This is a genomic window from Methyloglobulus morosus KoM1, assembly GCF_000496735.2.
GTDB lineage: Bacteria > Pseudomonadota > Gammaproteobacteria > Methylococcales > Methylomonadaceae > Methyloglobulus > Methyloglobulus morosus.
In genome coordinates, this window is the sequence record NZ_AYLO01000090.1 from 1 (window position 1) to 12,491 (window position 12,491).

The 12,491-nt window shown below is 45.2% G+C and carries 10 protein-coding genes; all 10 read left to right on the top strand.

Translation table 11 applies throughout. The features are described from left to right. The first annotated feature begins 233 nt into the window (after window positions 1–233). The 10 genes from rfbC to MGMO_RS19040 all read left to right on the top strand — a co-directional run bounded on the left by rfbC (window position 234) and on the right by MGMO_RS19040 (window position 12,469). A complete protein-coding gene (rfbC, locus tag MGMO_RS11925) occupies window positions 234–779 on the top strand; it encodes a dTDP-4-dehydrorhamnose 3,5-epimerase (protein ID WP_023495308.1) in 546 nt (181 codons plus the stop codon). Then, a complete protein-coding gene (gene rfbD / locus MGMO_RS11930; protein ID WP_023495309.1) occupies window positions 776–1,663 on the top strand; it encodes a dTDP-4-dehydrorhamnose reductase in 888 nt (295 codons plus the stop codon). The genes rfbC and rfbD overlap by 4 nt, the downstream gene beginning before the upstream one ends. Window positions 1,664–1,743: 80 nt before the next feature. Beyond that, the gene (gene rfbB / locus MGMO_RS11935) at window positions 1,744–2,808 is read left to right on the top strand and encodes a dTDP-glucose 4,6-dehydratase (RefSeq protein ID WP_023495310.1); all 1,065 of its coding nucleotides are present in this window, start codon (window positions 1,744–1,746) and stop codon (window positions 2,806–2,808) included. A gap of 2 nt (window positions 2,809–2,810) precedes the next feature. Then, the gene (gene rfbA / locus MGMO_RS11940; protein ID WP_023495311.1) at window positions 2,811–3,683 is read left to right on the top strand and encodes a glucose-1-phosphate thymidylyltransferase RfbA; all 873 of its coding nucleotides are present in this window, start codon (window positions 2,811–2,813) and stop codon (window positions 3,681–3,683) included. A 302-nt stretch (window positions 3,684–3,985) separates the two neighbouring features. Then, a complete protein-coding gene (locus MGMO_RS11945; protein ID WP_023495312.1) occupies window positions 3,986–5,080 on the top strand; it encodes a DegT/DnrJ/EryC1/StrS family aminotransferase in 1,095 nt (364 codons plus the stop codon). A gap of 140 nt (window positions 5,081–5,220) precedes the next feature. Next, the gene (locus MGMO_RS11950) at window positions 5,221–6,075 is read left to right on the top strand and encodes an ABC transporter permease (RefSeq protein ID WP_023495314.1); all 855 of its coding nucleotides are present in this window, start codon (window positions 5,221–5,223) and stop codon (window positions 6,073–6,075) included. 100 nt (window positions 6,076–6,175) lie between these two features. After that, window positions 6,176–7,411 carry an ABC transporter ATP-binding protein gene (locus MGMO_RS11955; RefSeq protein ID WP_235557276.1) on the top strand — a complete coding sequence of 412 codons (1,236 nt, stop codon included), beginning with the start codon at window positions 6,176–6,178 and terminating at the stop codon, window positions 7,409–7,411. A 17-nt stretch (window positions 7,412–7,428) separates the two neighbouring features. After that, on the top strand, window positions 7,429–8,085 hold the full coding sequence (locus tag MGMO_RS11960) for a CmcI family methyltransferase (RefSeq protein WP_023495316.1): 657 nt from the start codon (window positions 7,429–7,431) through the stop codon (window positions 8,083–8,085). 1 nt (window position 8,086) lies between these two features. Continuing rightward, the gene (locus MGMO_RS11965; RefSeq protein ID WP_023495317.1) at window positions 8,087–8,692 is read left to right on the top strand and encodes a methyltransferase domain-containing protein; all 606 of its coding nucleotides are present in this window, start codon (window positions 8,087–8,089) and stop codon (window positions 8,690–8,692) included. Between the two features lie 60 nt (window positions 8,693–8,752). Continuing rightward, on the top strand, window positions 8,753–12,469 hold the full coding sequence (locus MGMO_RS19040; RefSeq protein ID WP_023495318.1) for a glycosyltransferase: 3,717 nt from the start codon (window positions 8,753–8,755) through the stop codon (window positions 12,467–12,469). The last annotated feature ends 22 nt before the right edge of the window (window positions 12,470–12,491 follow it).

The window sequence follows — 12,491 nt, forward strand, 5'->3', positions numbered from 1 at the left end:
CTTGTGAAGTATTAAGTTTCCGTTCGCCTTGAGCCTGTCGAAAGGCGGTGTGTGCTTCGACAAGCTCAGCACGAACGGTTCGGACATTAAAAGGCCGAATCAATAATGGAAAATTAAGTGGCTGATGTTAATCATATTACCTACCGCCTAGATAATCAGGATTAGGATTTTACTATCCCAAGCACTTTTTCAACCGCACGATCAATAAATTAAAGCTATAACACAAATCACTTATGCCTATACAGACTACTGATATCCCTGACGTAATTATTATAGAACCCAAGGTTTTTGGCGATGAACGGGGGTTTTTTTACGAAAGCTTTAATGCCCGAAGTTTTGCTGAACAAACTGGCATAAAGACAAATTTTGTGCAAGACAACCACTCCAAATCCGCCAAAGGCGTGTTACGGGGATTGCATTACCAAATCCAGCAGCCGCAAGGTAAATTAGTACGGGTAGTGGCGGGTGAAGTTTTCGATGTCGCCGTCGATATTCGTAAACTATCGCCAACCTTTGGGCATTGGGTCGGTGTGATACTTTCAGCCGAGAACAAACGCCAGTTGTGGATACCGGAAGGCTTTGCCCACGGTTTTTTGGTGCTCAGCGATAGTGCGGAATTTCTCTATAAGACAACGGATTACTATGCGCCTGAGTTTGAGCGCAGCCTACTCTGGAATGATCCCGCTATCGATATTCAATGGCCGATTACGGGCGAACCCACCTTGTCCAATAAAGATAAGGTGGCCAAGTTGCTGAGCGAAGCCGAGGTGTTTGCATGAGAATCTTGCTGACAGGCGGTACTGGGCAAGTGGGGTGGGAGTTGGCGAGGACATTGATGCCGCTGGGTGAAGTCATAGCGGTTGATCGCAGTCAAGCCGACCTTTCTGATTTAAACACGTTAAAGGGCATCGTCGAACAACACCAACCCCATGTCATCGTTAATCCCGCGGCTTACACGGCAGTCGATAAGGCCGAATCAGAATCGGAATTGGCGTTTCTGGTCAATGCCGAAGCACCCAGGGTTTTGGCTGAGGAAGCCAACAAGATCGGCGCATTGCTGGTTCATTATTCGACCGACTACGTATTCGACGGTAGCAAAAACACGCCGTATACAGAAAACGATGCCACCCATCCGATAAATGTCTACGGGCAGAGTAAATTAGCCGGTGAACAGGCCATCCAATCGGCGGGCGGTGATTACCTTATCTTGCGGACATCCTGGGTTTATGCCAGCCGAGGCAGCAATTTTTTGCGGACAATCATGCGGTTGGCAGCAGAACGGGAAGAGCTCAAGATTGTTGCCGACCAAATCGGCACACCGACCTGGGCGCGATTAATCGCCGAAGTCACGGTACATGTTGTCCGGCAGTCGGTATTTGAGCAGCAAAGCGGTATCTTTAATTCCAATGCCTACCATTTGACCGCATCCGGGGAAACCTCCTGGCATGGTTTCGCGCAGAAGATTGTCGATATAGTCAGGGAGCAGGGTAAGGCGGAGCTGAAAAACCAAGTAATCCATCCGATACCGACGACAGACTACCCGCTCCCCGCGAAACGCCCTGCGAATTCCCGCTTATCGAATGAAAGACTGGAACAACAGTTTGGTTTAGTGATGCCGTCATGGGATAATGCGCTCAGGCTTTGTATGCAAGAATTAAGCTAATGGCTTAATTTTTATCGACCTTCTCTATTCTAGTTAGTTAGTCGCCATCAGTTCAACCAGTCAGCGAGACCATTCAAGACATGAAAATATTGATTACCGGCGGGGCCGGATTTATCGGATCTGCGCTAATTCGTCATGTGATAGGAAATACCGAACACAGTGTCGTCAATCTCGATAAACTCACTTATGCGGGCAATCTTGAGTCGCTGAAATCGATAGAAGCCAACCCGCGTTATCAGTTTGTCCAAGCCGATATTTGCGATGCGGTGTCAGTCAATGCCATCCTGCAACAGCACCAACCCGATGCCATCATGCACTTGGCGGCGGAATCGCATGTTGACCGTTCAATAGACGGCCCGGCGGCCTTTATCGAAACCAATGTCGTCGGCACTTATATTCTGGTTGAAGCGGCGCGTAATTATTGGCACGCCTTGGCTGACGATAAAAAAGCCCAATTCCGTTTTCATCATATTTCTACGGATGAAGTCTATGGCGATTTACCGAACGATGGTTCCTTATTTACAGAGCAAACCCCCTATTCGCCGAGTTCACCTTATTCCGCATCCAAGGCCAGTTCCGACCATATTGTCCGCGCATGGCATCGTACCTATAAGTTTCCGGTTGTGGTAACTAATTGCTCCAACAATTACGGGCCTTACCATTTTCCTGAAAAGCTCATTCCGCTGGTCATCCTTAACGCGCTTGATGGCAAGCCGTTGCCGGTTTATGGCGACGGCAAGCAGATAAGGGACTGGCTATTCGTGGACGACCATGCCAGGGCGTTGCTTACTGTGGTGGAAACAGGCAAGATCGGTGAAACTTACAATATCGGCGGACATAACGAACAAGAAAACATTTATGTCGTGCGGTCAATTTGCAACATTCTTGAGGAACTGCATCCGCAGAAGCCCAACGGTATCAACCATTACCAAGATTTGATTACCTTTGTGAAAGACCGCCCAGGGCACGATTTGCGTTATGCGATTGATGCCGGGAAAATCGCTAATGAACTTGGCTGGACACCCAAGGAAACCTTTGAAACGGGATTGAAGAAAACCGTTCAGTGGTATCTCGATAACCTGGAGTGGTGTCGACATGTCCAAGACGGCAGCTACCGCCGCGAACGGCTTGGACTAGGAGAATAAAAATGAATTGGAAAGGCATCATTCTCGCTGGCGGGGCTGGCACAAGGCTGCACCCCATCACCAAAGCGGTATCGAAGCAATTGCTTCCCGTTTACGATAAGCCCATGATTTATTACCCCTTATCCGTTCTGATGTTGGCAGGGATACAGGAAACCCTGATAATCACCACGCCTGAGGACCAGGTCAGTTTCAAAAACCTGCTGGGCGACGGCTCGGATTACGGCATTAAAATTGAATACGCCGTTCAGCCTAAGCCCGAGGGCCTTGCCCAAGCCTTCCTGATTGGTGAACAATTTATCGGTGACAGTAATTGTTGCCTCGTATTGGGAGACAATATCTTCTTTGGACAGCATTTTTCCGACAACTTAAAACGTGCATTAAGCCGGAATGAAGGGGCAACTGTCTTTGGCTATAAGGTCAAGGATGCCGAACGCTTCGGTGTGGTTGAGTTTGACGAAAACAACCGGGCAATTTCCATTGAAGAAAAACCGACCGAACCTAAATCAAACTATGCCGTGACTGGACTTTATTTTTACGACAATCAAGTGATTGATATTGCAAAAAAAATAAAGCCTTCCCATCGTGGTGAGCTGGAAATTACCGCCGTCAATGAAGTCTATCTTCACCAACAACAATTAAATGTCGAAATCTTAGGCCGTGGCTTTGCCTGGCTGGATACCGGCACGCACGACAGCTTGATAGAAGCGGGACAATTTGTGCAAACCGTTGAACATCGACAAGGTTTCAAAATCGCTTGTTTGGAAGAAATTGCGTTTAAACGGGGTTGGTTAAGCCATGTGGAATTGATTAAACGCGCCGAAGCCCTGGCTAAAACCTCTTACGGCGAGTATTTGCTTGAAATTACAGCCGACTAATAGAATGTTCTTTAAGCTGAAAATGCGAATATCCTGGGACGACAGATGAGGAACTCCTGCCGAGGATTCAGGCCACAGGGATTAAAGTGGGGTTAGCCTTATATAGGCTACGCGAGGACGTTATCAGCAATCTTCCCACCCTATAATCAAGGCATAAAGCCATACCCGCTGCTGGCATTCAATAAATGTTAGCGCAAATTAAGGATAATATTGTCGCCAAAAATCATTTTGATTCGGTGGAATTAGTGACAGAAAGCCGTCTTATGTGCAAAAATTGAACTTGATAACCGTTAAAAATTGAAATGAAAATAGATTTCGCCAACCTTCAACACCAATATCAGCTTTACAAAAATGAGATTGATACCGCAATTAATGCGGTATTAAGCAAATCGAACTACATTATGGGCGAAGAATGCGATTTGCTGGAAAGGGAACTAGAGGCATTCACGGAAGCCAAGCACGCAATTGTTTGTTCAAGCGGCACAGATGCCTTACTGCTCGCCATGATGGCGTTGGACATCCAGCCTGGCGATGAGATTATCACCACACCATTTACTTTTATAGCCACCGCAGAAACCGTCGCGTTAATGAAAGCCACGCCTGTGTTCGTGGATAGTCAGGAAGACACTTACAACATTGACCCCAATAAAATCGAAGCCGCCATGACGCCAAAAACCAAGGCCATCATGCCGGTTTCGCTTTACGGGCAACCGCCGGACCTGGATGAAATCAAGGCTATTGCCGATAAGCACAATCTTAAAGTCATTATCGACGGCGCACAAAGCTTTGGCGCCACTTACCAAGGCAAAACCGACAGTGCCTTGGGCGACATTAGCTGCACCAGCTTTTTCCCGGCCAAACCGTTGGGTTGTTACGGGGATGGCGGCGCAGTTTTTACCCATGATGACGCGTTGGCGGCAAAAATGCGTATGCTACGCATACATGGGCAAGAACAGCGTTATCTCCATAAATACATCGGCATGGGCGGACGTTTGGATACCTTGCAAGCCGCCGTGTTGCGGGCAAAACTGCCGCATTACCGAAAAGAAATTGAGATGCGGCAGCAAGTAGCCCAATCATACAGCAGCAAACTGGCAAATACGCCAGAAATTGTGTTGCCTAAAATCAAACCGGATCGCACCAGCGTGTGGGCGCAATACACCCTACGTTCCCCACAAAGGACCTTATTGCAAGAAAAGCTTCAAAAAGCCGGAATCCCAACCGCAATCCATTATCCAAAACCACTGCATTTACAGGAATGTTTTGAGTATTTGGGCAATAAAGCGGGCGATTTCCCCATTGCCGAAAAAGCGGCTAACGAAGTCATAAGCTTAGCGATGAATGCCTTTTTAACGGAAAACGAGCTGGATTTTATCGTCGAATGCGTCAGGGCTTAATCGTAAAGGCCATCGAGTTGAGCCAGGAAATCCGTATTGCCCGATTGTTGGATTTATCATCCCAATCTACGGCCCTTGAGTTAATTCAAGCACCCATTGAACGAAATACAAATCCAGAGTTGTCATAGAAAAAGCTGTAAATGAATAATCACTCCATAACCATCAATCCTCACGCTGCCCAGCCTACATCTCTTTTGTCGTTAGGGAAAAGTTTTTGGCGCAATCGTCAACTCATCGTACAGATGACCAAAAGGGAAGTCATCGGACGATACAAAGGTTCGGCCATGGGTTTGGCTTGGTCGTTCTTCAACCCCGTCTTTATGCTGATTGTGTACACCTTTGTGTTCTCAGAGATTTTTAAAGCCCGTTGGGGCGGTGTGGGCGGTGAGGAAAGCAAAGCACAATTCGCCGTCGTGCTGTTTGTCGGCATGATCGTGCTAAGCCTGTTTAGCGAAGTCATCAACCGTGCGCCTGGGTTGATCCTTTCCAACGTCAATTACGTTAAAAAAGTGATCTTCCCGATTGAAATTTTGCCCGTCATTGCCATGGGGGCGGCACTCTTCCATAGCTTTATCAGCCTTAGTGTGCTGTTAGCCGCGTTCGCGCTCTTTAATAGTTACTTGCATTGGACGGTGGTTTTCTTTCCGCTAGTCTTGTTGCCGCTGGTTATCCTTACGCTTGGACTGGCGTGGATACTGGCATCCCTAGGCGTATTTATCCGCGACGTGGGGCAAACTATCGGCTTGGTTACTACCGTGCTTATGTTCCTTTCCCCCGTTTTTTACCCGATTACCGCCGTACCCGAAAGGTTTCGCCCCTTCATAATGGCCAATCCGCTCACCTTCATTATAGAACAAGCGCGAGATGTCCTGGTTTGGGGACATACGCCAAACTGGCTAGGATTGGGGATTTACACCCTTGCCGCCAGTATTGTCGCTTGGATAGGCTATTTCTGGTTCCAAAAAACCAGAAAGGGATTTGCCGATGTCCTCTGAAGAAATCGCCATCAAGGTCGAAAATCTCAGCAAGTGCTACCAAATTTACGACAGGCCGAATGACAGGCTCAGGCAATTCGTATTACCTCGGTTACAACGCTTGTTGGGAAGAAAACCCAAACAATACTTTCGTGGATTTTGGGCGCTCAACAATGTTTCGTTCGAAATAAAAAAAGGCGAAACAGTCGGCATCATTGGCCGCAACGGCAGCGGGAAATCGACCTTGTTGCAACTGATCTGCGGTACGCTTAACCCTACAAGTGGCAGTGTACAGACCAATGGCCGCATCGCCGCCTTGCTGGAGTTGGGTTCTGGGTTTAACCCCGAATTCACGGGGCGCGAGAATATCTATCTAAATGCTTCGGTGTTAGGTTTGAGCAAAAAGGAAATCGACGACCGTTTTGATGACATCGTTGCTTTTGCAGACGTAGGCGATTTTATCGAGCAACCCGTAAAAACCTATTCCAGTGGGATGGTGGTACGGGTCGCCTTTGCCGTGATTGCCCATGTGGATGCGGATATTTTGGTGATTGATGAAGCGTTGTCTGTCGGTGACGCTGTATTTCAGCAGAAATGTATGCGCTTCCTGCGCAAATTCATGGAGCAAGGGACAGTGTTATTCGTCAGTCATGATAGTGGAAGTATTGTAAATCTCTGTCAACATGCAATCTGGCTTAATAAGGGTACGGTTTCTAAGGCAGGCATTACAAAACAAGTGGTAGAGGCTTATACACAATTTACTTTACAAGAAATTTATGGCGATGATGTTCGCTTAACATCTGTTAATAACATTAAGAGTACAAGTCAAGAAAAGGAAAAGAGCCAAGTCGCCGATGTTACTTTTGACAAAGAAACCTCAATCGCTTATTTCACTCAGCTTAACAAGTCTGGCGGATGGGAGACTGGTAAAGCAAAAATTTTGTCCGTGCGCCTAATGAATAATGATGGGCAAGTTATACCAATGTTGCATGGTGGTGAGTTGGTTAATCTGGAAATTATAGCTATAGCCAATGAAAGTGTTTACAGCCCCATACTGGGGTGGTTTGTTAATGATCGGTTGGGGCAACCATTATTTGGCGAACACACTTACACCTACGTAAATCCGCCAATGCTAGTTAATGCTGGAGAACAAATTAAAGCGGTATTTCAATTTCAAATGCCTTTGTTGCCCAACGGTGAATACGCAATGACAGTTTCTATCGCTGAAGGCGATCCCTTTGAACACACTCAGCATCATTGGCTACATGATGTTGTAGTCTTTAAGGTTGTATCAAATAAACTGCGTTATGGGCTCGTAGGCATTGCATTTCAATCAGTTTCGTTCAACAAAATTTAACAAACGAGGAATAATAATTGAATACGTCCAATAAAACCGATTACATGGAAGACGCACTTTTGAAGCCTCTCGGCGAGGTTCTCCAAATCATTCAATCAAGGCTTGTAACAGACTCAACATATTTTGGGATTCAGTGTCTACGTAGTCCTATGGATTTTTGGATATATCAAGAGATAATCTTTATGTTGAAGCCAGATGTAATTGTGGAAGTTGGTAACTATTGCGGAGGTAGCGCTCTTTCTTTAGCGCATTTATGCGACCAAATTGGCAAGGGGTTTGTTATCGGCGTTGATATTGATCACTCACGCCTTGATCAAAAAGCAAAGAATCATCCACGAATATCTTTTATTACTGGGGATGCATGCGAAGTTTTTGATGAGGTAGTTGCAAAATGTGGTAAAGCTGAGACTGTTATGGTAATCGAAGATAGTTCTCATGAATATCAAAATACCTTAAATGTCTTAATGAAATATTCGCAACTTGTGACTGTTGGGAGCTACCTAATTGTTGAAGATAGCATCTGTCACCATGGCCTTGATGTAGGTCCAAACCCAGGTCCTTATGAAGCTATCATTGACTTCATAGACAGCAACCAGAATTTCTATATTGACAGAGAAAAAGAGGCTTTTCTTATAACATGGAACCCTAAAGGGTATCTAAAAAGAGGAAATTGATATGCATCAAAGTTCAATCGAAAAAATGAACGCATTTCGTGATAAGTATCTGTCTGCAAAAATCAATGACCCTCTTCGAATACTAGATTTGGGAAGCCAAGATGTAAATGGCTGTTATCGTTCATTGTTTTCAGAACTGGTTTGGGATTATGTCGGGATAGATATGGCTGCTGGAAATAATGTTGATATAGTTTTGAATACACCTTATGTTTGGCGAGAGGTTGCCAGTGAATCTGCGGATGTTGTGATTTCAGGTCAAGCATTTGAGCATATCCAGTATTTCTGGATAACAATGCTGGAAGTGGCGCGCGTGCTTAAACCAGGTGGCATATGTTGTATTATTGCCCCATCCAGTGGGCCTGAGCATCGTTACCCGATGGATTGTTGGCGTTTTTATCCTGACGGTATGGTTTCGCTTGCGCATTTTGCGCAAATGGAAGTCATTGAGGCGGTGACCCAATGGCAAGACCTCGGTTATGACGATAGTGATTGCTGGCACGATTCGATGCTTGTCTGCCGTAAGCCAGATAAGGGAATTTGGTGGAATAAGAAGAGTAGTCTGAAACGTTGGCTTCAGCATTGGACGACTACGATAGGTATGAGGTAAATTTGATTTGTACCCTGAGCATTTCTTTAATTCCATTCCACAAGCATTAGAAACTATGACATGATTCAAAACAGATTAATTAAAATAGCTTCATTTGTTCCGAACTTACTTCAATCCCCCAGCGCTTGGTTTGGGCATTTGCCATTTGCAGCGTGGGTGATCCAAGAGGTTTCTCCAAAAATATTTGTCGAGCTAGGCACTCATTACGGGCATTCATATTTTTCATTTTGCCAATCGGTCGCCGAGACGGGGCTTTCAACTAAATGTTATGCCGTTGATACATGGCAGGGTGACGAACAAGCAGGGCAATACACCGATGAGATTTTCGGTGGCGTGCATATGCACAACGAAAAACATTATGCTAAGTCCTCTCGTTTGTTGCGGATGACTTTTGATGATGCGGCATCGTATTTTTCGGATAAATCGATAGACTTATTGCACATTGATGGTTTGCACACTTACGAAGCAGTTTCCCACGATTTTGAAACCTGGTTACCTAAATTGGCACCTGGTGCTGTTGTAATGTTTCACGACACCAATGTCCGCGAGCGCAGCTTTGGTGTGTGGAAACTCTGGGAAGAACTTCAAGCCCGTTATCCGAATAACCTGGAGTTTGTCCATTCACATGGGCTTGGTGTTTTACAGTTAAATGATATACCAGAAAATAATCAACTCTCATGGTTAAAACCCGATACCCCAGAAAAAAGGCAAGTAATAGATTACTTTACCTCTTTAGGCTTGAGGCAACTCGAGCGGTATGAGTTGTCAGTACTAAAGCAAGATGTTTCTAATTTAAATCAACACATTGCTAATCTTAATCAACACATTGTTAATCTTAATCAACACATTGTTAATCTCAATCAAACTGTTTCCGTTCAAATCGCTAATTTTAACCAAACTGTTGCCGAATACGATAGCAACATTGCCAACCTCCAGCAAAGACTAACAAAGCGTAATCAGTTAGTTGCAAAATTATATGCCTCAACCAGTTGGCGAATTACGAGTCCAATCCGTTTTGTCGGACACCAGATAATGCGCGTCAAACGCGTCATAAAACTACTTGGACCTGCCGTAAAACTAAGCGGCGGCATGACAAATGCAACCATGAAAGCGATTAAGCTATTCCAGACAGAAGGATTAGCAGGCATCAAACGTGGTTTCAGGTTAGCCGCTCAATCGCAACGACCTATTCAAAAGGCAGCTTCCGATGAATCGGGTAGAAACAATTACGCTGAGTGGATACGGCTTTATGATACGTTGACTGATGAAATTCGCGCTATATTGCGCAAACGCGTTGATGAGATGCCGAATAAGCCGCTTATATCGGTAGTCATGCCTGTCTACAACCCAAAGCCCGGATGGCTAATAGAGGTAATAGAGTCGGTACGCAGCCAAATTTATCCACATTGGGAATTTTGTATCGCCGATGATGCGTCTACTGACAGCGCTATCCGCCCTATTTTGGAACGCTATGCCAAAGAAGATCAGCGTATCAAGGTTGTGTACCGCGAACAAAATGGACACATTTCAGCCGCTACCAACAGCGCCCTTGAATTGGTTACCGGAGAATGGGTCGCCTTGTTAGACCATGATGACTTATTAAGTGAACATGCCTTATTTTGGGTGGCAGATGCCATTTGCCAAAATCCAGATGTCCGCCTGATTTATTCTGATGAAGACAAAGTTGATGAATTAGGCAGAAGGTTCGCCCCACATTTTAAAAGCGACTGGAATGTGGATTTATTTTATTCATACAATATGATCTCGCACCTTGGGATTTATCATACAGACCATCTCAAGGTATTGGGTGGTTTTAGGGTAGGTTTTGAAGGTGCACAAGATTATGATTTAGCCTTACGTTATATTGAAAGAATCAAACCTGAACAAATTTATCATATACCTAGAGTCCTTTATCATTGGCGCGTGCATGCCGAGAGCACCGCGCAATCAACTGCTTCAAAACCTTATGCGATGCTAGCGGGGGTAAGAGCGTTGAATGAGAACTTTCAGAGGCAACAGATAAATGCTAAAGCTGAGTTGATTGCCCATTGGTATCGAATTCACTACTCATTACCCGATAATCCACCGTTAGTCAGTTTAGTTATTCCTACCAGGAACGGTTTGCAACTGCTTCAACAATGTGTTGTAAGTATTCTTGATAAAACGACTTACCCTAAATATGAAATACTGATTGTCGATAACGGTTCAGATGATCCTGCGACTCTTCAGTATCTAAACGAACTAAAACTTGAATCACGCATAAGGGTAGTTCGCGATGCCCGTCCTTTCAATTATTCTGCGCTGAATAATGCTGCCGTAAAATTAGCACGGGGCGAGATAATCGGATTACTCAACAATGATCTGGAAGTTATCTCCCCCGAGTGGCTGACAGAGATGGTCAGTATCGCCTTGCAGCCTAGTGTAGGCGCAGTGGGCGCCAGATTGTGGTATCCCAACAATACATTGCAACATGGTGGTGTAGTTTTAGGCGTCGGTGGCGTAGCGGGACATTCGCACAAACACCTGCCAAAGAGAAAGATTGGTTATATGGGTCGTGCAAGTATCATCCAGAGTTTTTCAGCAGTAACAGGCGCTTGCATGGTAATTCGTAAGGCGATTTACGAAGAAGTTAATGGTTTAAATGAAACTGAACTTGAGGTTGCCTTCAATGATGTCGATTTTTGCCTACGCGTAAGGGAAGCGGGTTATCGCAACATTTGGACTCCTTATGCTGAGTTGTATCACCATGAGTCTGCAACGCGTGGTGACGAGGACACGCTAGAAAAACAGAAGAGATTTTCCAAAGAAGTGCAGTACATGAATGACAACTGGGATGGTTTTTTAGTGAATGATCCGGCGTATAGCCCTAACTTGACTTTGAAATATGAAGATTTTAGTTATGCTTGGCCGCCCAGGGTAGAAATATTGACTTCACAGGCAGAAGAAACCGTGTCGGTTTTGAATAGACAAGAAAAGGCTTTATTCATGATTGACAAAAATGGTTTGGGTTTAGAAATTGGCCCCAGCCATAACCCGATGGCTCCCAAAAAACGAGGATTTAATGTTCAAGTTCTGGACCATATCTCAGCAGATGAGTTGCGTACAAAGTACAAAGACCACGAAGTAGTACTGGAAAATATTGAAGAAGTCGATTTTGTTTGGCACGGAGAGCCGCTCCATGAATCAGTGGGGCAGGAGGAGTGTTATGACTGGATCATTGCCAGTCATGTTATTGAGCACACTCCGGATATGATTACATTTCTTAAAGAATGTGAGCGATTGCTGAAACCCAATGGGGTTCTATCCTTGGTAATTCCAGATAAACGCTATTGTTTCGATTATTTCAACCCTGTTACATGGACAGGTGAACTGCTTGATGCCTATGAGCAAAGAAGGAAGCGGCCGAGCCCTGGAAAGGTTTTTGAGCATTATGCCGGCGCTTCGAAGCGTAATGGTCATATTGCTTGGGGGCAAGGTGATACAGATACAGGAACATTTTCACTGTTGCACAACATCGATCAAGCGCGCGACGAGTGGGAAATGGCAAGAACTACTACTGAATATATGGATGTTCATAATTGGCGGTTTACGCCCAGCAGTTTTCGTTTGATTTTGGCTGATCTCCAAACTCTTGGTCTGACAGGGCTGTCTGTAGCCAAAGAATTTGATACAGTAGGTTGTGAATTTCATGTTACTTTGCGGAAAACTACCCCAGCCATTTCCTCAAATCGTTTGGAATTGCTAAATGCAGCTAGCACAGACGGTTTTGGAGTTTAAGGCGTAGTGGTTCTGAGCGTAG